This window comes from Martinezella sp. CNPSo 3890 (assembly GCF_057784455.1).
The window spans coordinates 741,495-763,171 of the sequence record NZ_JBXSOR010000002.1 but is presented as its reverse complement, the minus strand read 5'-3'; the positions used below and the strand labels follow the sequence as shown (position 1 = coordinate 763,171).

General features: G+C 61.5%; 19 protein-coding genes. 12 read left to right on the top strand and 7 right to left on the bottom strand.

Annotation, left to right across the window (positions count from 1 at the left end; genetic code table 11):
* Positions 1–216 precede the first annotated feature (216 nt).
* The 7 genes from AC13RC_RS09665 to AC13RC_RS09635 all read left to right on the top strand — a co-directional run bounded on the left by AC13RC_RS09665 (position 217) and on the right by AC13RC_RS09635 (position 7,907).
* Positions 217–1,206 carry an ABC transporter permease gene (locus AC13RC_RS09665; RefSeq protein ID WP_113388817.1) on the top strand — a complete coding sequence of 330 codons (990 nt, stop codon included), beginning with the start codon at positions 217–219 and terminating at the stop codon, positions 1,204–1,206.
* Positions 1,203–2,207, top strand: coding sequence for an ABC transporter permease (locus AC13RC_RS09660; protein ID WP_145321177.1), 1,005 nt, complete (start codon positions 1,203–1,205; stop codon positions 2,205–2,207). Before AC13RC_RS09665 ends, AC13RC_RS09660 begins: the two co-directional genes overlap by 4 nt.
* Entirely contained in the window at positions 2,204–3,199 is a 996-nt protein-coding gene (locus tag AC13RC_RS09655) for an ABC transporter ATP-binding protein (protein ID WP_113388815.1), read from the top strand. The genes AC13RC_RS09660 and AC13RC_RS09655 overlap by 4 nt, the downstream gene beginning before the upstream one ends.
* Positions 3,177–4,112 carry an oligopeptide/dipeptide ABC transporter ATP-binding protein gene (locus tag AC13RC_RS09650; protein WP_113388814.1) on the top strand — a complete coding sequence of 312 codons (936 nt, stop codon included), beginning with the start codon at positions 3,177–3,179 and terminating at the stop codon, positions 4,110–4,112. Before AC13RC_RS09655 ends, AC13RC_RS09650 begins: the two co-directional genes overlap by 23 nt.
* 14 nt (positions 4,113–4,126) lie before the next feature.
* Positions 4,127–5,185, top strand: a complete 1,059-nt coding sequence (locus tag AC13RC_RS09645; protein WP_113353474.1) for an aldo/keto reductase — start codon at positions 4,127–4,129, stop codon at positions 5,183–5,185.
* A 61-nt stretch (positions 5,186–5,246) separates the two neighbouring features.
* Entirely contained in the window at positions 5,247–6,482 is a 1,236-nt protein-coding gene (locus tag AC13RC_RS09640) for an acyl-CoA dehydrogenase family protein (protein ID WP_488556996.1), read from the top strand.
* 3 nt (positions 6,483–6,485) lie between these two features.
* On the top strand, positions 6,486–7,907 hold the full coding sequence (locus tag AC13RC_RS09635; RefSeq protein ID WP_488556995.1) for an FAD/NAD(P)-binding protein: 1,422 nt from the start codon (positions 6,486–6,488) through the stop codon (positions 7,905–7,907).
* A gap of 61 nt (positions 7,908–7,968) precedes the next feature.
* Here AC13RC_RS09635 and AC13RC_RS09630 read toward each other — a convergent pair whose 3' ends face one another.
* The gene (locus AC13RC_RS09630; protein WP_152095085.1) at positions 7,969–9,585 is read right to left on the bottom strand and encodes an ABC transporter substrate-binding protein; all 1,617 of its coding nucleotides are present in this window, start codon (positions 9,583–9,585) and stop codon (positions 7,969–7,971) included.
* Between the two features lie 316 nt (positions 9,586–9,901).
* Here AC13RC_RS09630 and AC13RC_RS09625 point away from each other — a divergent pair, with 316 nt between their 5' ends.
* On the top strand, positions 9,902–10,912 hold the full coding sequence (locus AC13RC_RS09625; RefSeq protein WP_152095086.1) for a LysR substrate-binding domain-containing protein: 1,011 nt from the start codon (positions 9,902–9,904) through the stop codon (positions 10,910–10,912).
* A gap of 8 nt (positions 10,913–10,920) precedes the next feature.
* Here AC13RC_RS09625 and AC13RC_RS09620 read toward each other — a convergent pair whose 3' ends face one another.
* Genes AC13RC_RS09620 through AC13RC_RS09595 form a run of 6 tightly spaced genes read right to left on the bottom strand, consistent with a single transcriptional unit; the run spans position 10,921 to position 17,235 of the window.
* Positions 10,921–11,769 carry an NADPH-dependent oxidoreductase gene (locus tag AC13RC_RS09620; protein ID WP_113395172.1) on the bottom strand — a complete coding sequence of 283 codons (849 nt, stop codon included), beginning with the start codon at positions 11,767–11,769 and terminating at the stop codon, positions 10,921–10,923.
* Positions 11,770–11,781: 12 nt separating this feature from the next.
* Entirely contained in the window at positions 11,782–13,110 is a 1,329-nt protein-coding gene (locus tag AC13RC_RS09615) for an LLM class flavin-dependent oxidoreductase (RefSeq protein WP_113395171.1), read from the bottom strand.
* Positions 13,107–14,327, bottom strand: coding sequence for an acyl-CoA dehydrogenase family protein (locus AC13RC_RS09610; RefSeq protein ID WP_488556994.1), 1,221 nt, complete (start codon positions 14,325–14,327; stop codon positions 13,107–13,109). The genes AC13RC_RS09615 and AC13RC_RS09610 overlap by 4 nt, the downstream gene beginning before the upstream one ends.
* 12 nt (positions 14,328–14,339) lie before the next feature.
* A complete protein-coding gene (locus AC13RC_RS09605; RefSeq protein ID WP_488556993.1) occupies positions 14,340–14,678 on the bottom strand; it encodes a DUF3088 domain-containing protein in 339 nt (112 codons plus the stop codon).
* An 11-nt stretch (positions 14,679–14,689) separates the two neighbouring features.
* Positions 14,690–16,045: an LLM class flavin-dependent oxidoreductase gene (locus tag AC13RC_RS09600; protein WP_488556992.1), complete on the bottom strand. Its 1,356-nt coding sequence runs from the start codon at positions 16,043–16,045 to the stop codon at positions 14,690–14,692.
* 11 nt (positions 16,046–16,056) lie between these two features.
* Positions 16,057–17,235 (bottom strand): acyl-CoA dehydrogenase family protein, encoded by a 1,179-nt coding sequence (locus tag AC13RC_RS09595; RefSeq protein ID WP_488556991.1) that lies wholly within the window; start codon positions 17,233–17,235, stop codon positions 16,057–16,059.
* A 307-nt stretch (positions 17,236–17,542) separates the two neighbouring features.
* Between AC13RC_RS09595 and AC13RC_RS09590 the strand changes: the two genes are divergently transcribed.
* The 4 genes from AC13RC_RS09590 to AC13RC_RS09575 are packed head-to-tail and all read left to right on the top strand — an operon-like array spanning position 17,543 to position 21,676.
* The gene (locus AC13RC_RS09590; protein ID WP_488556990.1) at positions 17,543–18,898 is read left to right on the top strand and encodes an LLM class flavin-dependent oxidoreductase; all 1,356 of its coding nucleotides are present in this window, start codon (positions 17,543–17,545) and stop codon (positions 18,896–18,898) included.
* 6 nt (positions 18,899–18,904) lie between these two features.
* A complete protein-coding gene (locus tag AC13RC_RS09585; RefSeq protein WP_488556989.1) occupies positions 18,905–19,735 on the top strand; it encodes an ABC transporter ATP-binding protein in 831 nt (276 codons plus the stop codon).
* A 14-nt stretch (positions 19,736–19,749) separates the two neighbouring features.
* Positions 19,750–20,826 (top strand): ABC transporter substrate-binding protein, encoded by a 1,077-nt coding sequence (locus tag AC13RC_RS09580; protein WP_183809947.1) that lies wholly within the window; start codon positions 19,750–19,752, stop codon positions 20,824–20,826.
* A gap of 31 nt (positions 20,827–20,857) precedes the next feature.
* A complete protein-coding gene (locus AC13RC_RS09575) occupies positions 20,858–21,676 on the top strand; it encodes an ABC transporter permease (RefSeq protein WP_269245436.1) in 819 nt (272 codons plus the stop codon).
* Position 21,677: the final 1 nt, after the last annotated feature.

The window sequence follows — 21,677 nt, the reverse complement described above, 5'->3', positions numbered from 1 at the left end:
AGCCGTTCTCGTAGGTTGCTTTATTGCCTCGTGCTCACTTCTTGGGAAAATTGATGCGTAAATTTTATCTTTCTGCAAACATTTTCTAATTTACCTCATTGATCTGACAAATTTCGGAAATATCTACCAATAACGATTTGACAAAACCTACAGATTTAGTCAACTACTATTGCGATGCAGCGCTCGGAATTTCGGTGGCGCTGCCGAGGAGTTTCGATGTCGGCTTACATGCGGATAGGAAGAACGCTACGTCGGACGGCCACGCAGGCGGTGCCGACGATACTTGGCATCGTCATCCTGAATTTCTTCCTGCTTAAGCTGGCGCCCGGCGATGCGGCCGATGTCATGGCGGCCGAAGCCGGATCGGCAACGGTCGAGACGATGGCGGCGCTGCGCGAGCGCTTCGGCCTGGACAATCCGATCCTCGTGCAGCTCGCGAACTATTTGAACAATCTCGCGCATTTCAGCCTCGGCTTTTCGCCGCGCTACGGCATGCCTGTCGCCGATCTGATCGGCCAGCGATTGCCTGGTACCCTGACGCTGATGGTGGCCGCGCTCGCCGCCGCGATCGCGATCGGTCTGATCCTCGGATCGCTGATGGCAACATTTGCCGGGCGGCTGCCGGATCGGTTGATCTCGATCATCTCCCTCCTCTTCTATTCGATTCCGGGTTTCTGGATCGGGCTGATGTTGATCCTGCTGTTTTCCGTCAAGCTCGGATGGCTGCCGAGCGGCGGCGACAGCACCATCGGTTCACGGCTCACCGGCCTGCCGGCGCTGCTTGACCGGGCGCGCTACATGGTGCTGCCGGCCATATCGCTCGCCCTCTTCTACCTGGCGATCTATGCACGGTTGACACGCGCCGCCATGCTGGAGGTCAAGTCACAGGATTTCGTTCGCACCGCGCGGGCGAAGGGCGTCTCGCCCTTCATGTTGACAACCCGACACGTGCTGCGCAACGCGCTGATCCCGATCACGACCATGGCCGGGATGCATTTCGGCGGCATGCTCGGCGGCGCCGTCGTCGTCGAGACGGTCTACAGCTGGCCCGGCCTTGGACGGTTGGCTTTCGAGGCCGTCATGGCTCGCGACTTCAGCGTTCTGCTTGGCATCCTTTTGCTCTCGTCACTTCTCGTCATCATCGCCAACGCTGCCGTGGATCTTCTACAAGCCTGGCTCGACCCGCGGATCGGAGCAAGCCGATGAAAGCGCAGGAACTCAAGATCTATGCGGACACGGCGCGTGATTTCAGCGCCGAGGAGCCCGAAACAGCGGCAAAGGCCGCGCCCGTTCCCGAACGCCGTTGGACCCACATCCATGCGCCCGATGCCCGCACGACGGCTGTTTCGGCCCCGCGCTGGCAAGGGCGTCGGCGTGAGCTCAGGATCTTTCTTTCCAACCCCAACGCGCTCTTCGGCATCGCTGTCCTGGCGGCAATCGTGTTTGCGGCCCTGCTTGCGCCGATCCTCTATCCTGGTGATCCCCTGGAGATGGTGGCGCGACCCTTCCTTTGGCCGGGCCAAAATCCGGTCTATCCGTTGGGAACGGATTCCATGGGGCGTGACGTGCTGGCGGGCATTCTTCATGGTGCCCAGATTTCGCTGACCGTGGGCATCGCCGCGACCCTGCTCGGCCTGGGCGCCGGCGTGACGATCGGCGCGCTTGCCGGCTACTTCGGTGGCGTCGTCGATGACCTCCTCGTCAAGCTCATCGAGATTTTCCAGACCATGCCGAGTTTCGTCCTGCTTGTCGTGCTGGTTGCTATCGCACAGCCGACCACGACGACGGTGACGATCGCGATCGCGCTCGTCAGCTGGCCGACGGTCGCGCGCCTGACGCGCGCCGAGTTTCGCGGCATAAAGGAGAAAGACTATGTTCTCGCCGCCCGCAGCCTCGGCTTCGGTCATGCCCGCATCATTTTTCGAGAAATCCTTCCGAATGCCTTGCCGCCGCTGATCGTCACATCATCCGTGATGGTGGCGAGCGCGATCCTGATGGAATCGGCGCTTTCCTTCATGGGGCTTGGCGATCCCAATCGTGTCTCCTGGGGCTCGATGATCGGCGCGGGGCGCGATGTCATCCGCACGGCCTGGTATCTCACCGCCTTGCCGGGCCTTGCCATTGTCTTCACGGTTCTATCGCTCAATCTCATTGGCGATGGCCTGAACGATGCCCTTAATCCGCGTTTTTCGGAGGAGCGTCGATGACGGGACTTCTCGACGTTCGCGATTTCTCGGTGGGTTTCGGTAGCGCTCAGCCCGTCAAGGGCGTCAGTTTCACCGTGGCGGCCGGCGAAATGCTGGCTGTTGTCGGCGAGTCGGGCTCGGGCAAGTCGCTGACCGCGCTCGGCCTCATGGGGCTCCTGCCCCGGCACGCCAAGACGGCGGGCGAAATCCTGTTCAACGGCCGCGACCTCCTGAAATTGCGCGAACGGGAGATGCGGAGCATTCGCGGGCACGACATCGCCATGATCTTCCAGGAGCCGATGACGTCGCTCAATCCCGTGCTGACGATCGGCGCCCAAATCGTCGAAGTCCTGCGCATCCATGAAAAACTGAGTGGCAGGCAGGCGCGCCAGCGCGCGATCGACCTGCTGGATCTCGTGAGCATTCCAGAGGCGGCAAAACGTATCGACGACTATCCGCACCAGCTTTCGGGCGGCATGCGTCAACGCGTCATGATCGCCATCGCGGTCGCCTGCAGTCCCCGGCTCCTGATCGCCGACGAGGCGACCACGGCACTCGACGTCACGATCCAGGCACAGGTGCTGCAACTGCTCGATCGCCTGCGCGGTCAGCTCAACATGGCGGTCATCCTCATCACGCACGACCTCGGCATCGTCGCGCAATGGGCCGACCGCGTCGTCGTGATGTATGCGGGGCGAAAGATCGAGCAGGGCCTGCCCGGTGCCTTGTTCGAGACGCCGTATCATCCCTATACGCAGGGGCTGCTCGCGGCCTCGCCGCGATTGAAGGCCGACTATCATTATCGCGATGGGCCATTGACGGAAATTCGCGGCTCGATCGTTTCGGCGACCGGCGAACAGGGCTGTTCCTTCCGACCGCGCTGTCCGGTGGCGCGAGCGGCCTGCGGGCAGTCCGTGCCGGCGCTCGTCGAGGTGTCGGCCAGCCGCGAGGTGGCCTGCCCCCATGTTCCAGGCCTTACGGAGAAAGCCCATGTCGCTTCTGTCGGTCGATAGGCTTTCCACGCATTATCCTGCCGGGGCCGGAACGGTGCGGGCCGTGGATGACGTATCGCTCGAGATCCTTGCGGGCGAGACCGTGGCGCTGGTCGGCGAATCCGGCTGCGGCAAGTCGACGCTCGGCAAATCCCTGATGCGCCTCGTCGATCCAACATCCGGGCGTGTCGCCTTCAAGGGGCGCGATGTCGCCGCGATGTCGGGCAAGGAGTTGCGGTCGATCCGCCGGCATATCCAGATGATCTTTCAGGACCCGTTCGCCTCGCTTAATCCGCGCCAGACGATCCGCTCGATCCTGACGGCGCCGCTCGCCGTCCATGGCATCGGTGATCGCAGGGGCCGGGACGCCATCGCCGCCGCGATGGTCGCCCATGTCGGCCTGCCGGCGGATTCGCTCGACCGCTATCCGCATGAGTTTTCCGGCGGCCAACGCCAGCGCATCGGTATTGCCCGCGCGCTGATCCTGCAGCCGGAGCTCGTCATCTGCGACGAGCCCGTTTCCGCGCTCGATCTGTCGATCCAGGCGCAGATCCTCAATCTTCTCGTCGAGATGAAGACGGAGCTCTCGCTCTCCTATCTCTTCATCTCCCATGACCTGTCGGTCGTGCGCTATTTCGCCGATCGCGTGCTGGTCATGTATCTCGGCCGCATCGTCGAAAGCGCACCGACGGCAAGGCTCTGGAGCGATGCCAAGCATCCCTACACGCGCGCGCTGCTTACCGCCGTGCCTGATCCGTCGCGGCGCAAGCAGGCCGCCCCGATCACAGGCGATCTGCCGAGCCCGCACAACCCGCCATCCGGCTGTCGCTTTCATACGCGCTGCCCGCTCGCAACAGACATCTGCCGGAGCGACGATCCGGTCTATCGGCAAATCGGCAGTGGCCACATGGTCGCCTGCCATCACGCACAATGAAATGGAGAAATGACATGGTCGACTATCGCTATCTCGGGCGTAGCGCCCTGAAGGTATCGCCTCTCACCCTTGGGACGATGATGTTCGGAGGGCCGACGCCTGACGACGTCGCCTTCCGCATTATCGACAAGGCCCGTGACCAGGGCATCAATTTCATCGACACCGCCGATGTCTACCATGATGGCAAGTCGGAAGAGGTCGTCGGCCGCGGCATCAAGGCAAATCGCGATCATTGGGTGCTTGCGACGAAGTTCGTCAACTCGCACAAGAAGGGCCCCAATCTCGGCGGTCATTCGCGCAAATGGGTAATCGAGACGGTCGAAAATTCGCTGCGCCGTCTCAACACCGACTATATCGACATCCTTTATTTCCATCGCGCTGTCTTCGACGCGCCGTTGGAGGAGCCGGTGCGCGCGATCGCCGATCTCATCCGCGCGGGCAAGCTGCGCTACTTCGGCGTCTCGAATTTCCGCGGCTGGCGCATCGCCGAGATCTCGCATCTCGCCGATCAGCTCGGCATCGATCGCCCCGTTGCAAGCCAGCCGCTCTACAACATCGTCAACCGCACCGCCGAAGCCGAGCAGCTGCCGGCTGCCTATCATTACGGTCTAGGCGTCGTTTCCTACTCGCCGCTGGCGCGTGGCGTGCTGACGGGCAAGTATGAGCCGGGCAAGGAGCCCGCTGCTGATACCCGCGCCGGCCGCGGCGACAAGCGCATTCTTGAGACCGAATGGCGTCCGGAATCGATCGCCATTGCCAAGGAAATCGCCGCTCACGCCGCCGCCAAGAAGGTCACGCCGACTGAATTCGCGATCGCCTGGGTACTGAACAACAAGTTGATCACCTCGGCGATCACCGGTCCACGCACGCAAGAGCATTGGGATAGCTACATCCGTGCTCTCGACGTCAAGCTGACCGCCGAGGACGAAGCTCTGGTCGACCGTCTGGTCACGACGGGCCATCCATCGACCCCGGGGTTCAACGATCCGAGCCACCCGGTCGAGGGTCGCGTTCCCGTCAGCGCCGCCCGCGACAATGAAAACGTCGTGCCGCTTGCTCGCGCCGTCGCCTGATTGCCAAGCCTAGAGCCCCGCTTGAGCGGGGCCGTTCCCTTCCGGCGCAAAGAGCCTCTTCATGCCCATGACAGTTTCATCAGCCGCTCCCTCCGTACCCGTTGAGACCAATCGCACGACGTTGCTTGCAAGAATACCCGATCTTGCCGCGGAGATCGCAAAAGGCGCTGCGCGTCGAGACCTCGAACGCGAGCTGCCCCATGAGGCTTTCAAGCTGTTCAAGGAGGCCGGCCTTGGCGCGTTGCGTATACCGACGGCGCTTGGCGGGCCGGGCGGATCGGTGCTCGATTATATCGAGATGGTGATGACGCTCGCCGCGGCCGATTCCAATGTTGCCCACGCGCTCCGCAGCCATTTCAACTTCACGGAAGCGCTGCTGCTCAATCCGCACAGTTCGGTCGATCGCACGCAGCTTGCCCGCGTCCTTAGCGGTAAGCTCTTCGGCGGCGCACATACGGAGCAGGGGACGAAGCGTCCTGGTGATGTCACAACGCGGCTGACGAAATCCGGCGAGAGCTACAGGCTCAACGGGCGCAAATGGTATGCGACCGGCACGGCATTCGCCGATTTCGCCTCCTTCAGCGCCAAGGATGATGACGACCAGCTCGTCAGCGTGCTTTTACCCATCGACCGTAAGGGGATCAGCATCCTCGACGATTGGGACGGCATGGGTCAGCGTCTGACGGCAAGCGGTGGCGTCCTGCTCGATGACGTGGAAGTGCTGCCGCACGAGATTTCGAGGCGCGGGCTGAGCACGCTGGTCGGCAGGCACACCTCGACGCTACGTCAGCTGCATCTTGCCGCCTCGATGGCGGGCGCGGTCCGCGGCGCGCTGACAGAAGGCACGGATTACGTGCGCAGGCAGGCGCGTTCGGCAGCCCACAGCGCCGCCGAGACGGCCAATGCCGATCCTTTCGTCCAGAAGATATTAGGCGAGATCGCAGCAAACTCCTTTGCCGTCGATACGCTGATCCGCGAGAGCGCTCGCGCGCTCGATCGGACGGCCGCGACCTTCGCAGGGGATGATCCGCGGATCTTGGAGACGGCTTTGGTCGAAAGCGCGCTGACGACGGCGCGCACCCAGATCGTTGCATCGCAGCTCGCGCTTACCGCCGCGACCAACGTCTTCGAGCTCGGCGGCGGGTCGGCGACGTCGCGCCATTTCAATCTCGATCGCCATTGGCGCAATATTCGCACGGTGCTGAACCATAACCCTTTGCTGCACAAGGCGCGGGTGGTTGGCGATTACTACATCAACGGCACCACGACCCATCTGGAAGAAGGCAAGGTCTTCTGAGCCATGTACATCGACCCGCATTCCCACCAATCCGTCGTCATTATCGGTGGCGGCTTTGCCGGTGCGCTGACCGCGATAAAGCTGCTCGACAAGACGGAGGTACCGCTTTCGATCACGATATTGGAGCCCCGCGAGGAGCTTGGGCGTGGGGTCGCCTATAGCACGACCGAGGCCGTGCATCTCGTCAATGGCCCCGCTGGTACCTTTTCCCTTCATCCGGAAGAGCCCGACCATCTCACTCATTGGCTGGCGGAGAACGCGTTACGTTACGGCTGGACACCGCCCGCCGATATCGCAGGCAGTTTTCCGCCGCGCCACCTTTATGGAACCTATGTCCGCGATGAGCTGCGCCGGGCGATATCGACAGCACGCTCCGGATCGACATTCCGGCATGTCAGGGCCATCGCGAGCCGTCTCGTTTCCGCTCCACACAGGGTGGAGATCACGACAAGTGAAGGCGAGACTATCGAAGCGGACGAGGTGATTCTGGCCCTCGGCGTCTTCCAGCCCGATCTTGCGCGACAGGAAGCCGCCGTCGCCCGTCATCCAGGTTTTGCGGCATCTCCGTGGGATGCCGCAGCTCTCGATCGCTTGGTGGAAGCAGACGAAATACTGCTCATCGGCTCGAGCCTGTCGATGGTCGATGCGGTCGCAAGCATGGAAGCGCGAGGCTTCCAGGGCCGCTATCAGGTCATATCCAGGCGTGGTCAATTCATAGAGGATCGGCGCAATGTCGCGCTGGAGCGTGATTTCCTCGCAGAGAGACCTCTACCGACCACAGCGCGGTCCTTGCTCTCGATCGTCAAGGCCGAACGTCGCGCACTGGCGGCCGAGGCCAAGGATTGGCAGGCGCTGCCGCTCGCCATCCGGCCCTACATTTTGCCTTTGTGGCAAAAGGCTGACGATGTCGAGAGAGCGCGGTTCGCACGTCATCTGCGGGCATTCTGGGATGTTACGGCGCATCGCGCCGCGCCTGACAGCTATCGCGCCGTCTCCAAGGCGATTGCCGATGGCAGGCTCCGGCACGGGACCGCGCGATTGCTTTCCATGAAGCCCGCTGGCCGCTTGATCACGGCGACGTTGAAGACGCGTTCGGGTACCGAGTTCCATTCTTTCGGCGGCGTCATCGATTGCCGTGGCCATCAGTTGCACGACTGGCGACGCATTTCCGATCCCTTCGTCAGGAGCCTCATCGAAAGCGGAGAGGTTCGCCCGCACAGCACCGGTTTCGGCATCGATGCCACGGAACAAGGGGATGTCATTTCGGAAGAGGGGCGTGTTCACCGCAACATCAGCGCCATCGGCCATCCGCTGCGCGGCGTTGCCTGGGAGTCTAGCTCGATCTCGGAGCAACGAGCGCAGGCGATTGCGCTGGCCGATCGTATTCTCGCCAAACTGACGCCGCTCGCCCTTGCCGCCTCGTAATCCGACATAAAGGAAGGGGGCGCCGCATCGCCCCCGCAAGCAGAACGGGCTGCTTTTAGTGTCAGCCTTCGCCCTCCTTGATATAGACATCGGCGAAATTCGATTGCACGCCTTCCGCGCCGATCGTGTGGTTTTTGACGCGCTTATTGAAGACCGTGACGTTTTCGAGCGAGATCAGATTGATGACGGGCAGCTCATCGGCGATGATCTTCTGGAAGTCGTTGAATTCCTGCTTGCGCTTTGCCTCGTCGACTTCGATCGAAGCTGTCTCGAGCAACCTGTCGACCTCCGGATTTTGATAGTGGCTGGCGTTGGAGAAAGGCAATCCGAGCTTGAAGTTCTTCGACCAGTAGATGCGCTGCACGCCGAGCGTCGGATCGAACTGGTTGCCGAGATATTCCGCCGTGAGGTCGAAGGCGCGCTCGGTATAGACCTTCTGGATATAGGTCGAGAAGTCGTAGGAATCGATCCTCGCGTCGATACCTATGCGAGCGAGGTTCTGCTTCAGATATTCGGCGACGCGTTTGAAGCCTTCATTGTAGGAATTGTGCGTCAGGCGAAGCGCAAACCGAGTGCCGCCGCCGTTTCGCTTATAGCCGGCCTCGTCCAGCAATTGCTCCGCCGCCTTGAGATCGAAGGCATGGGGCTTGATCGCGGCATTGAGATATTGCGGCAGGAAGGTGCTGATAGGCGTTGGCGAGACGTGGCCATAGCCATACCAGACCGTATTGAGGATGACGTTGAGGTCGATGGCATGCGCGATCGCGCGACGCACGCGGACATCCTTCAGGTATTCATTATCGAGGTTGAGGATGAGCTGCGTCTGGTCGCCCTTCGTCTCGTAGCCGCGGGAATCGATGCCGATATTCGGCAGCGCCTTGATGCGCTCGAGATCGGCAAGCGGAATGGGATTGTCGCCACCGAGATCGAACTCTCCGGTCTCGAAGCCCGCCGCGCGGGCGGCGCCATCAGGCACGAAGCGAACCACAACCTGGTCGAGATAGGGTTTGCCGGCATCCCAATAATCGGGATTGCGCTCAAGGATGATATGCGAGCCGCGCACCCACTCCCGGAAAACAAAGGGACCGGTGCCGATAGGGGCGCTACCGTTCGGATTGGTCGGAACATCGGCGATCTTGACGCCTTCGTAGATGTGTTTCGGCACGATCGGAGATTCGGCCGCGTAGAGCGCTTTCAAAAGGTAAGGCGCTGGCTTGGAGAGACGGAATATCGCCGTCAGGGGGTCTGGCGTGTCGACCGCGATGACGTTGGCGAACGTGCCTCGTCCACGCGGATGAACCTGTTTCAGGAGCTCGATCGAATAGGCGACATCGGCCGAGGTGAATGGCTTGCCGTCGTGCCATTTGACGTTGGGTCTAAGCTTGAACGTATAGGTGAGGCCATCTGAGGCCACCGACCATTCGGTCGCAAGCTGCGGCTTCGCCACGAGACCGAAATCATAGGTAAGCAGCCCCTCGGTGATCTTCGGACTGATCTTCTGCGTGCCGCCAGCGGTATGGGCGAGCGCCAGGATGGTAGGCGGTTCGGGTTCGACGATGAAATTAAGCGTGCCGCCGCGCGGCGGTGTTTCGGCCGCGCGCATCGCGGCGGTTGGCAGAAGGGTTGCTGCGGTCGACAGCAGAAGCAATTGGTTGAAACGGCGGCGGTTGATGGTCATTCGCTTTCCTTGCCGGTTGAACGGATCGGTCCTTCGGTGAACCGCTGGCGGAGATGTCCGCGATCGGCGCATCTTCGGGCGCCGGGCGGGTAAAACGGAAGAATGTTTTTCTGATCGCCCGCGAAAGAAAAGCTTCGCCGGATCGCCTGAAACGGGCCGGTCAAATCTTTTGTCCATTAAAAATATAGACTATTTCGCATTTTTAGTTTTTGCTTCCCCCACGCCGTCTGGGCATGGAAGAAAATATCCATCCGCTCACCGGTAAACGCAAAGCGCGTTCTCGTCTTGAGATGGCCGATTGTGCTGCAATCGGCTAATGAACACGATTGCCGACACTCGGAGAAAACCCATCCAGCCGACCTTGGCGCGGTTGCCGCCATTGACTTCGTTGCGCGCCTTCGTGGCGACAGCGCGGCACCTGAGTTTCCTTGGCGCCGCCGAGGAATTGCACGTCACCTCGGCGGCCGTCGGCCAACAGATCCGGCTTCTGGAGGACTATCTGGGGCAGTCGCTGTTTCACAGGGTCCGCGGTCAACTCCAGTTGACGGCTGCCGGCATGGCACTTGTACCGGGACTGACAAATGCGTTCGACGTGGTTCTGGCGACGATGACGCAATTCATCGCCAGCGATCACGATCTTCCGATCCGCGTATCGGTCGCGCCGTCCTTTGCCAGCAAATGGCTGATCCCGAGACTGGATGGTCTGAGGCAAGCAGCCCCTGGCCTGGAGATTCTGGTCGATGCCTCGACGCATTTGACCGATTTGAATAAAGGCGACACGGATTGCGCCATCCGTTATGGCAGCGGCGTTTATCCCGGCCTTGTCGTCGATCACCTTTTCTCCGAGGCCGTCGTGCCGATCTGCAGCCCTGAATTCGCCGAGCGGCATTGGCTGTGGAACGGCCCGCGGGCGATCGAAGGGGTGCCTCTCTTGCACGAGGATGGCGCGGAGCATGATCATTCCTGCCCGGATTGGAATGGCTGGCTGCGTGCCGAAGGACTATCCCTGCGTTTGCCACAGGGCGGCTTCCGCCTCAGTCAATCATCTCTCGTCATAGATGCCGCGTTGGCGGGGCAAGGACTTGGTCTTGGGAAAATCCGCCTGGCGGAGGCCGAGCTGAAGGCGGGACGTCTGGTGACGCCCTTCGGCGGTTCGCAAGCCGTGAGCTTTTCCTATTTCTTCGTCACGACGCCGGCCAAGGAGCGCCTGATGCGCGTCGAACTGTTCCGCAACTGGCTGCGGGCAGAGGCCAAGGTCGTGCGGACGATCGGCGACATCCTGTCGCGCGATATATTGCGCGGGCTCGACATTGCCGCCGCCGAATAGCCGGCCGATTATTTCAGTCTGAAGCCGAGGCGGCGAGCCGCCACGCCGAGAAGGTGTCGTCCCTTCAGGGCTTCGACGGATCCGATCCTGTTTTTCACTTGCACCGTCCACTCAATGCGCGGCATGCGCTGTTCGGTCTGAAAGTCCTGCAGGACCGTGTTGTAATGTCGTAGGTCCTCCGACCGCCGGCGGTGATCGTAGCGTTCGCTATGGAGCACGCTCGTTTGCGGTAGCCGCGGCTTGACGGCGGCCCGTATGGCCGGGTCGGGATAGCCGACCGTCAGGCCGAAAACTGGAAAGACACCCTCCGGCAATTCCAGCTCACGCGCCACGGTCTCCGGGTCGTTGCGGATGGCGCCGATATAGCAGGTGCCGAGACCCTGCGATTCCAGGGAGACGACGGCATTTTGCGCCGCGAGCGCCGCGTCGATGACACCGAGCAGGAAGCTTTCGACATAGTCGAGGCCATCGGCGGCTGAACCCTGGTCCGCCGCGATGCGGCGTGGCCTCGAAAGATCCGCGAGCCAGATCAGCAAGAGCGGCGCCTGCGTGATCTGCCTCTGTGTTCCGGCAACGGCATTCAGCTTTTCCTTGCGCGTATCGTCCCTGACGGCAATGACGCTCCAGGCCTGCAGGTTGGACGAGCTCGGCGCCGATTGGGCCGCGGCGACCGCGAGGTGGAGAATGTCATCCGGAACCGGCTTTGGCAGATAGTCGCGCACGCTACGGTGGGACAGCAACGTCTCGATCGTCTCATTCCAGTCGGCGCCGATATGATGGCTGTTGCGATAGCGCTCGCCGACGAGAGAGGCGAGCCGATCATCGTCGGGAAGTTTCGCCGTCGTTGCTGATGTCATGCTGTTTCTCCTTTATTCGGCGGCAACGGCATAGGGGTTGGCCGGCCGGGAAAGGCCGAGATGGTCCCGTAGGGTATGCCCCGTATATACTTTCCTGAACAGGCCGCGGCGGCGCAGGATGGGCACCACCTCGTCCACGAAGACCTCCAGACCATGCGGCAGCACATCGGGCATCAGGTTGAAGCCATCGGCCGCGCCCGCCTCGAACCATTTTTCGATATCATCGGCAATCGCGTAGGGCGTGCCGACAATGGTGCGGTGTCCGGTCCCGCCATTCAAGGCGCGGATGAGGCCGCGTACGGTCAATTTCTCGCGCTGGGCAAGAGCAAGCGTTGCCCGGAAAAAGGTATGCCCGCCGTCAGCCGGCAAGGGAATATCGTCGGGCAGGGGCTCATCGAGTTTCAGCTTGCCTGGATCGACCTGCAGGACGCCGGACAGGCGCGCAAGGCTGTATTCCAGCGGAATGAGGTCGCGCAGCTCCTCTTGCCGTCGCCTGGCCTCCGCCTCCGTGCTGCCGATGATGGTGGCGAGGCCGGCGAGCACCAGCAGGCTGTCGGGCGCGCGGCCATGGCGGGCGGCCCTTGTTCGGAGGTCGCGCGCGTAATCGAGCGACTCCTCCAGGGATTGCGAGGCTGAGAACACCGCTTCAGCGTGCCTCGCTGCCAACCCCCGCCCATCATCCGAGCCGCCGGCCTGCACGATGACGGGATGTCCTTGCGGCGGGCGTGGGACGTTGTGCGGGCCATGAACGGAAAAATGCTTGCCGCGATGTGCGATCGCATGGACCTTGTTGGTATCGACGAACCGGCCGCTTTCGACATCGCCGATGAAGGCATCTTCCTCCCAGCTGTCCCATAGGGCCTTGACGACCGATGCAAATTCCTCGGCGCGCTCATAGCGGCCGTGATGCGCGACCGGCTTTTCCAGGCCGAAATTCCGGCTTTGCGAGAGATCGGCGCTGGTGACGATGTTCCAGCCGACGCGGCCGCCGCTGGCGTGATCGAGGGTCGCGAAGCGGCGAGCGATATTGTAGGGCTCGTTATAGGTGGTCGATGCGGTGGCGATCAGGCCGATATGCTCGGTATGGGCCGCCACCGAGGCCAGCACGATGGTCGGCTCGAGAGACGTCAGCGGGCGGAAATCGACGCGATCGGAAATGGCTGCCTGATCGGCAAGGAAGATCGCATCAAAGGTACCGCGTTCGGCGATTCGAGCGACATTGATATAGTGATTGATATCGAAGGACGCCCGCGGATCACTTCCCTGCATACGCCACGCCGCCGGCGAAAATCCTGAGTGCAATATGTTGATGTTGAGATGAAGTTCGCGTTTTCTGCTCACTGGAATATCCCCGGTTCGGGAAACTCGCCATCGAGGAACCAGGTCCCGACATTGCGGGTCTTGTATTCGGCGGGGTTGTGAAGCGTGTGGATGCGCACGTTGCGCCAGAAGCGATCAAAACCGAGTGGCCTGACGGCGGATCGTGCACCCATGACCTCGAAGATCTCGCTCGTCACCTCCAGCGCGACGCGTCCGGCAAGCACATTGGCGGAGGCGACCGCGATCGCCGCTTCACCGCGCTCCTTCGCCGTCAAATCGTGTCCCTTCGCATAAACGGCATCAACGGCCGCCAAAGCCCGGTCGGCAACCGCCGTTGCCGCCTGTACCTTGATCCACAGCTCGCCATATTGCCTCTTGATCCATGGATCGTCGGAATGGCGCTCGACACCGGAATAGATCCAAGGCCGCGATTTCGTGACGGTATAGTCGCGCGCCGCTGCCAATGCTCCCTGTGCGGAGCCGACAAACACGTTGAGAAGCACGCTCTGCTGCTGCAATGGTGCCAATAGGGCGATCGGATCCTGCGGGCGCTCCGGCAGGATCTCTTCGTCGCTGATCTCGACATCCTTGTAGAGAACACGGCCGCTCCCGGTCTGCCGCTGGCCGATCCCGTCCCAATCGTCCGTGATGGTGATGCCGTTGCGGTCGGCCGGTATATAGGCAAAGCTCCGCTTGTTGGTGTTCTCGTCTTCCCAGGCGACCATCAGATAGTCGGCGACATGCGAACCCGAGGCGAACGGCCTGAAGCCGTTGAGGATGACCTTTTCCCCTTTCTTTCGACCGAACAGACTTTTCGAGAAACTGTTCGTCGTGTTGCCCCAGAACCAGCGACCGGTCGCGGAGCGGCGCAGGATGTCTTGGGATCGCTCATCGCGGAGCGTGGTAACGGCGTTTTGCAGCGGGCTGAAATGATAGCCATAGAGATGACCGAGCGAACCGTCCACCTTGGCGAATTCACGCACGATGCGCATGGCGGTGGAGTAGGGTTCGCCGGCACCGCCGAATTCCTTCGGGATGACCAGATTGACGAGGCCGCTCTCCTTCAGGAGCCTGATCTGCTCGGCGGGCCTGCCGCCAGATTGATCTCTCTCGATGGCATCGAGGGCAAATATATCTCGAAGCTCCACGGCTTTGGCGAGATGGGGATTCGATTGATCCGCCTCGAAAAGGGAGGGTGGAGGATAGGGTGGCTCGAAGCCATCTGGTTTCATGGTCATGACGGCCTCGTTCTAATGTAGGCGCGGAAAGCCGTGCCGTTCGGCAAACAGCTCGAGGATGCGATTGGTCGAATTGATGAAGCGCGTTCCGTTCCAGTCGCTGGCGTCATCAGGCGGGTTCTCCGCGAGAATGAGAAGCGGCAGCGACTGGTTTTCCTCGCCGGCAACCTCGATCACCTTTTGCCGTGGTCGCGGGAACGCGACCCTTTCGACATCGATCGCCGAAGCAAGATCCGGGAATGAGGCGAGCAGTCCCTCGATCGCGTTGCAATAGGGGCAGACGAAGCTGACGCCTGGATGTTTCGGATCGGCAAAGCCGGGGGAAATGAGGAACAATTTGTCACGAGCCACTTGATCTTCTCCTATTCCGCCGCGACCGCATTGCCTGCGGAAAAACGATTGGCCGGACGCTTGAGCCCGAGATTTTCGCGCAGCGTCGCGCCTTCATAGTCGCTGCGGAACAGGCCGCGGCGGCGCAGTTCCGGCACGACAAGCGTGATGAAATCGGCAAGGCCTCCGGGCATGATGGGCGCCATGATGTTGAAGCCGTCGGCGCCAAAGTTTTCGAAGCGTTCTTCCATGACATCGGCGATCTGTGCGGGCGTCCCAACAACCTGCCAATGGCCGCGTGCGCCCGCAATGCGCAGGTAGAGCTGGCGGATGGTCAGGTTTTCGCGGCGCGCGAGATCGAGCACCAGTTCCTGGCGGCTCTTGCCGGCATTGGTGACAGGCGGCTCGGGGGGCACGGGACCGTCAAGCGGATAGGAACTCAAGTCGACGCCGGTCAATTGCGAGAGGAGATTAAGACCGACTTCCGGTTGGATGAGGTTCTGCAGGGCCTGGAATTTGTCTTCGGCTTCCGCTTCGCTTCGCCCGACGACAGGAAAGATTCCCGGCAGGATCTTCAAGTCGTCGGGCGAACGGCCATATTTGCCGAGCCGGCCCTTGACGTCGGCATAGAAGGCTTTTGCTTCGCCAAGCGTGATCTGCGCGGCGAAGATCGCCTCGGCGGTGCGCGCGGCCAGTTCCTTGCCGGGCTCGGAGGCTCCGGCCTGCACGACAACCGGCCGCCCCTGCGGCGAACGTGGAATGTTCAGCGGCCCGCGCACCTTGAAGTGGCGCCCCTTATGGTCGAGCCTATGCAGTTTGCCGGGATCGAAATACCGGCCGCTCTCACGATCGCGGATGAAGGCATCGTCCTCGAAGCTGTCCCAGAGGCCCAGCACGACATCGGCGAATTCTTCGGCTCGGTCGTAGCGGTCGGCATGCAGAACCTGCGCGTCATGGCCGAAGTTCAAGGCGGCGTCCGGATCGGAGGAGGTCACGAGGTTCCAGCCGGCGCGGCCGCCGCTTAGGCGGTCGAGTGAACCGAACTGGCGCGCGAGGTTGAAGGGATCGGAAAAACTTGTTGAGGCGGTTGCGATCAGGCCGATATTGCGGGTGACGCTGGCAAGCGCCGAGAGCAGCGTGATCGGTTCGAACGGATAGATGCCGCTATGCGCCTTCCGGCTTGCCGCATCCAGGTCCCTCAGACGAGCGGCAACACCGTCGGCAAAGAAGATGGTGTCGAACTTAGCGGCTTCGGCGAGCTTGGCGAGCTCGAGATAGTTCTCGAACTCGGTACCCACCGATGCTTCCGGATGCCGCCAGGCGGCGACATGGTGGCCGGTGAAGAGCAGGAAGGCGCCGAGCTTGATCTGATCCTTGCGTCTAGCCATGGAATGTCCTTTCAGCGATACATCGCCGGAACGGGGAACTCGCCCGTCAGCAGCCATGTGCCAAGCGTGCGCTTCTTGTACTCGGCGGGATTGTGCAGCGTATGGGTCCGCACGTTGCGCCAGAAGCGGTCGAAACCGTTTGCCGTCGTTGCCGATCGCGCGCCCATGACCTCGAAGATCTCGCTGGAGACGGCAAGCCCGACTTCGCCGGCATAGACATTGGCCGTGGCTATATCGATGGCGGCGGCGCCACGATCTTCATGCGTCAGGCCCGGTCCCTGGTTAAAGGCCTTATCAAGGCTCAGCGCCGCCTTGTCGGCGAGCTCGATGGCAGCGAGCGTGCGGATGTAGAGATCGCCATATTGCCGCTTGATCCAGGGGTCGTCGGTGTGTTTGTCGACGCCGGAATAGATCCATGGCCGAGACGATGTCGTCGTGTAAGCCCGGCCTTCTTCCAGTGCGCCCTGGGTGCTGCCGACGAAGACGTTGAGCAGCACGCTTTGCTGCAGCAGGGAGGTCAGCGACGTATAGGGTGTCAGCGGGACCGCCGGGGAACTGATGAGTTCGTCATCCCCAATCTCGAGGTCGTGAAAGCTGACCGTGCCGCTGCCGGTCTGGCGCTGGCCGATGCCATCCCAATCGTCCTCGATGACAATGCCGTTTCGATTGGCGGGAACGACTGCGGTCAGGCGCTCGCCCTCGGCATTTTCGAAGGAGATTTGAATATAGTCTGATATGTGCGAGCCGGAGGAAAACGGGCGCTTGCCGTTGACCAGCCAGCCGCGGCCGATCCGCCTTCCGGACGAGGTTTTCGACATGGCGTTGCCGGAATTGCCCCAGACGAAATTGCCGGCGGCGGATGCCCTGAGCAGGCGCTCCCGCTGCACGTCCGACCCCCGAAAGAGCACGAGGCTCAAGGGGAGGTGGTGGTAGCCGAAGAGATGCGCCAGCGAGCCGTCGGTACGCGCGAATTCACGCACGATCCGCAAGATGGAGAGCCAGGAAGCGCCGCGACCGCCATATCGGGTCGGAATCTGCGCCGAAGGCAATCCGCTCTCCTTCAGCAGGCGGATCTGTTCGGTCGGCCTGCCACCCAATTTGTCGCGCTCGACCGCGTCCCGGTCGAATGCCCGCCGGAGCTCGACGGCTTTTGCGACAAGGGGATCGGATGTGTGTGATGGGAAAGACATGTCTGCTTCACGCCTATGGATTTGAACGGCGCATCGCCGCTTTGAGGCCTGAAGGGTTCGGTGATTGCGGGCCCAAGTCCAGCAATATCTATTTGATCCGTTGGGAAGAAATTCTTCTCCCCGCTTATCGAAAAAACTTAGGCGTCCGCAGTTTCCAGCCGTTACGTGTCGCCGCGAAATGATCTCCGTCGGTTCGACATGTCGCGTGACGAAGGAATCCGAACTGGTGGCGGTAAATAGAATATAATTTCTATAGATTGTAATCTTTAACGTTTAGCCTTCTTCCGCAGCCATGATGGAGAAGACGATGACGGACAGACAAAGGCAACTGAAGCTCGGGGCTTTTCTTTATCCGACCGGGCACCACATTGCCGCCTGGCGGCATCCGCTGACGCAGGCCGACGCCGGTTCGAATTTCGCCCACTATGTCGAGCTGGCGCAAGTCGCCGAAGCTGCGAAGTTCGATCTGATCTTCATGGCTGACGGTGTGGGAACGCGCGGATCCGATACGGAGGCGCTCCATCGCACGGCCCAGCGTTATGTCGCGCAGTTCGAGCCGATCACCCTGCTTTCCGCTCTCGCGGCGGTGACGAAGAATATCGGCTTCGTGGCGACCGCCTCGACCTCCTTCAACGAGCCCTATCACATCGCCCGCAAATTCGCTTCTCTCGATCATATAAGCGGCGGCCGCGCCGGCTGGAACCTCGTGACATCGTCCAGCGATCACGAAGCGCATAATTTCGGCAGGGACGAGCATTATGCCCATGCGGAGCGTTACGAACGCGCCGAGGAGTTCGCCGACGTCGTGCTTGGGCTCTGGGACACCTGGGAGGAAGACGCATTCCCCCGCGATCAACGGAGCGGCGTCTTTTATGAGCCTGAGAAGCAGCACATCCTCAATCACAAGGGTAAGCACTTCAAGGTGCGGGGGCCGCTGAACGTGTCGCGCACGCCGCAGGGCCACCCAGTGCTCGTGCAGGCAGGCTCGTCCGAGCCGGGAAGGGAGCTCGCCGCCCGCACCGCGGAAGTCGTCTTTACCGCCCATCAGACCATCGAGGATGCGAGAGCCTTCTACGCGGGTATCAAGGGTCGCCTCGCGAAATATGGTCGGGACCGAGATGACCTCAAGATCATGCCGGGCATCTTCCCGGTCGTCGGCAGAACGCGCGAGGAAGCGCAGCAAAAATTCGCCGAACTTCAGGATCTCGTCCATCCGGTGGTCGGCCTCTCAATGCTGAATGGCATGGCAAGCGGTGTCGATCTCTCCCAATATCCGCTCGACGGCCCCGTTCCGGATCTGCCTGAGACCAATGGCAGCAAGAGCCGCCAGAAATTGTTGCTCGATCTTGCCAGGCGCGAAAGCCTGACGATCCGGGAACTTTATCTCCGTATCGCCGGCGCGCGTGGTCATTGGCAGATCGTGGGAACGCCGATCGAGATCGCCGATCAGATGGAAGAATGGTTTAGGACGGGTGCTGCCGATGGCTTCAACGTCATGCCGCCGCAACTGCCGACCGGTCTCTATGATTTCGTCGAACATGTGTTGCCGGAGCTGCGACGCCGCGGCCTCTTCCGCGGCGATTACGAAGGTTCGACACTACGCGAAAACCTCGGATTGAGAGTACCTTTGCATCCGGCGCGGCATGCCGTCGCCGCGGAGTAGTCGGCCATGGGCAACTCCCTGCATCTCCAGATCAGCCACGTCACCCGCCAGTTCAAGGTCAACAGTGAGATTTTGACCGCGCTCGACGATGTCAGCCTCGATATCGCCGAGGGTGAATTCGTGACGATCGTCGGAGCGAGCGGCTGCGGAAAGTCGACGCTGTTGCGCCTTGGTGCCGGCCTTGATCTTCCGACATCGGGATTCGTTGGTCACGCAGGCCGGCCCGTCAAGGAGCCGAGCCTTGAGCGCGGCATCGTCTTTCAGGAGCCACGGCTTTTCCCCTGGTTGACCGTCGCCCGCAATATCGCGCTCGGGCTCGAGAATTCCGGGCTGTCCAAGGCAGAGAAGAACAGGCTCGTCGAATCCCACCTCGAACTTGTCGGGCTTTCCGGCTTCGCAAAGGCCTATCCGCACCAGCTTTCCGGTGGGATGGCGCAGCGCGCCGGCATCGCGCGGGGATTGGTCAATCGCCCGAATGTCCTATTTCTCGATGAACCCTTTGGCGCGCTCGACGCCATCACCAAAGCAAGGCTGCAGGACGAGTTGCAGACGATCTGGGCGAAGGAACGCATCACCATGGTTCTGGTGACGCACGACGTCGAGGAGGCCGTCTATCTCGGCGATCGCGTCGTCGTCATGTCACCCCGGCCGGGTCGCATCCGTGACATCGTTCCGGTGGACTTGGCGCGCCCACGCGATCGCACCTCCCCGATGCTGGTCGAAATCCGCAATCGGGTGCTTGAGAGCCTCAACGCCACGACGTCAACGCCTCGCCCGCCAGCGAGCATCACAAGTCCGGCGGTTGAAACCCGGCCTGCCGTCGTCGCAGCAGAATAATCACGGAGCAACAGATGAAACTGTCCATTATTTCCCGCTTGGTCGCCAGCGCGACGGTCGCCCTGAGCCTGTTATCCGCCCCGGCCTGGGCGCAGGATCCCCTCGTCATTCACGTTGGCTACGCCGCGATCGGCGTCGACAACAAACCCTATGCCGAGGGAACGTCGGCTGCGACGGCTCGCGCCGGCGAATTTCTGGAAAAGGAATTCGCCAACGATCCGAACGTCAAGATCGAATGGACTTTCTTCAAGGGTGCCGGGCCAGCGGTCAACGAGGGCTTCGCCAACGACCAGCTCGACTTCGCCTATCAGGGCGATCTTCCGGCGCTGATTGGGCGGGCAACCGGCCTGAAGACGAAGTTTCTGCTGGCGAGCGGCGCACGCAAGCCGCTTTATCTCGCTGTCGCCAAGGGATCCGGCATCAAGACGATCGAGGATCTGAAGGGCCGCAAGGTCGCGCTGCAGCGCGGTACCAACGGCCACCTCTCCGCAATCAAGATCTTGCAGGCACACGGATTGACCGAGCGTGACATCCAGGTCGTCAATCTGGATACCGCCGGCACGGTCGCGGCCCTGACCAGCAGGGACATAGATGCGGCTTTTGGCGACACGCAGCTCATCAATCTCGCGGCGAAGGACAGCGCCGATGTCATCTACACGACGAAGGGTGACGATCCGCGTTTCGGGCGCAATGCCGGCATCATCGGCCGCGAGGCCTTCATCGACGCCCATCCGCAGATCACGCAGCGTGTCGTCGACGCGTTCGTCAAGGCGGCGCAGTGGTCGTCGGAAGAGCAGAACCGTGCGGCCCTCTTCGAACTCTGGCACAAGTCCGGCACGCCCGTTCCGATCCTGGAGGAATATTTCCGCAACGATACGCTCACCTATCGCAACTCGCCGCTGATCGACGATCTCCTGGTCTCGCAGTACAAGGAGCAGGCCATCAAGAGCAAGGAATACGGCCTGATCCGGCGCGATGTCGACCTTAACGGCTGGTTCGAACCGAAATATCTCAACAATGCGCTGGAAAAGCTCGGGCTGACGAAATTCTGGCAGCCCTATGGCGCCGACGGAAAGCCGGTCGCCTCCTGATCGGAGACGCGATCAAGACTAGGAGATTGGCGTGAGCGCTGTTGTCGAGACTACCGGTCGGGCCGGCTTGCCGCTATCGCCAGCAAGGCTCCAGCGCCTTGTCCTTTTCGTGACAGGCCTGATCTTTCCGCTTGGCCTGTTTGGCCTCTGGTGGGTTGCCTCCGCCAGGGGCTGGCTGCCGGAGCAGATCCTGCCGCCGCCAGCCTATGTCTACCAGACCGGCCGCGACATGATCCTGAGCGGCGAGCTTCTCTATCACACCGGGGTCAGTCTCGGCCGTGTCGTCGTTGGCTTTACCATCGGCGCCGGGCTCGGCCTGTTGCTCGGCATTGCCATGGGGCTTTCCGAAAGGGTCGAGGACTATGTGAAGCCGCTCTTCCTCGCCTTCGCGCAGATCCCGACGCTCGGATGGATCCCGCTTTTGATGCTGCTTGTCGGCATCGAGGAGAGCTTGAAGATCATCATCATCGCCAAGGGCGCCATCGTGCCGATGACGATGAACACGCTCGCCGGGGTCCGCGGCGTCCCGCCGAAATATCTCGAGGTCGGCAGAGCGCTTCGCTTCAGCCGCTGGCAAACCCTGCGCTTGATCGTGCTGCCGGCTGCCGTTCCCTCGATATTCACCGGTATCCGTTATGGCCTTACCCATTCCTGGACATCGCTTGTCGGTGTCGAGTTGCTCGCCTCGTCCGAAGGGCTCGGCTACCTGTTGGTCTGGGGGCGGCAGATGTTCTGGCTCGATACCGTCATCGTCGCGATGATTGCCATCGGACTTGTCGGCTTCGTCATGGACAAGGGGCTGGATCGCACCGAACTGCTGATCCAGCGGTGGAAGCGGCGGGAGCTTTGAC

Bases quoted from the DNA above. Each gene is read 5' to 3' on its own strand.
- AC13RC_RS09660 (WP_145321177.1), top strand. From the start codon at position 1,203: ATGAAAGCGCAGGAACTCAAGATCTATGCGGACACGGCGCGTGATTTC.
- AC13RC_RS09600 (WP_488556992.1), bottom strand. From the start codon at position 16,045: ATGGCTAGACGCAAGGATCAGATCAAGCTCGGCGCCTTCCTGCTCTTC.
- AC13RC_RS09640 (WP_488556996.1), top strand. From the start codon at position 5,247: ATGCCCATGACAGTTTCATCAGCCGCTCCCTCCGTACCCGTTGAGACC.
- AC13RC_RS09665 (WP_113388817.1), top strand. From the start codon at position 217: ATGTCGGCTTACATGCGGATAGGAAGAACGCTACGTCGGACGGCCACG.
- AC13RC_RS09625 (WP_152095086.1), top strand. From the start codon at position 9,902: ATGAACACGATTGCCGACACTCGGAGAAAACCCATCCAGCCGACCTTG.
- AC13RC_RS09580 (WP_183809947.1), top strand. From the start codon at position 19,750: ATGAAACTGTCCATTATTTCCCGCTTGGTCGCCAGCGCGACGGTCGCC.
- AC13RC_RS09610 (WP_488556994.1), bottom strand. From the start codon at position 14,327: ATGACCATGAAACCAGATGGCTTCGAGCCACCCTATCCTCCACCCTCC.
- AC13RC_RS09650 (WP_113388814.1), top strand. From the start codon at position 3,177: ATGTCGCTTCTGTCGGTCGATAGGCTTTCCACGCATTATCCTGCCGGG.
- AC13RC_RS09635 (WP_488556995.1), top strand. From the start codon at position 6,486: ATGTACATCGACCCGCATTCCCACCAATCCGTCGTCATTATCGGTGGC.
- AC13RC_RS09620 (WP_113395172.1), bottom strand. From the start codon at position 11,769: ATGACATCAGCAACGACGGCGAAACTTCCCGACGATGATCGGCTCGCC.
- AC13RC_RS09630 (WP_152095085.1), bottom strand. From the start codon at position 9,585: ATGACCATCAACCGCCGCCGTTTCAACCAATTGCTTCTGCTGTCGACC.
- AC13RC_RS09585 (WP_488556989.1), top strand. From the start codon at position 18,905: ATGGGCAACTCCCTGCATCTCCAGATCAGCCACGTCACCCGCCAGTTC.
- AC13RC_RS09590 (WP_488556990.1), top strand. From the start codon at position 17,543: ATGACGGACAGACAAAGGCAACTGAAGCTCGGGGCTTTTCTTTATCCG.
- AC13RC_RS09645 (WP_113353474.1), top strand. From the start codon at position 4,127: ATGGTCGACTATCGCTATCTCGGGCGTAGCGCCCTGAAGGTATCGCCT.
- AC13RC_RS09595 (WP_488556991.1), bottom strand. From the start codon at position 17,235: ATGTCTTTCCCATCACACACATCCGATCCCCTTGTCGCAAAAGCCGTC.
- AC13RC_RS09655 (WP_113388815.1), top strand. From the start codon at position 2,204: ATGACGGGACTTCTCGACGTTCGCGATTTCTCGGTGGGTTTCGGTAGC.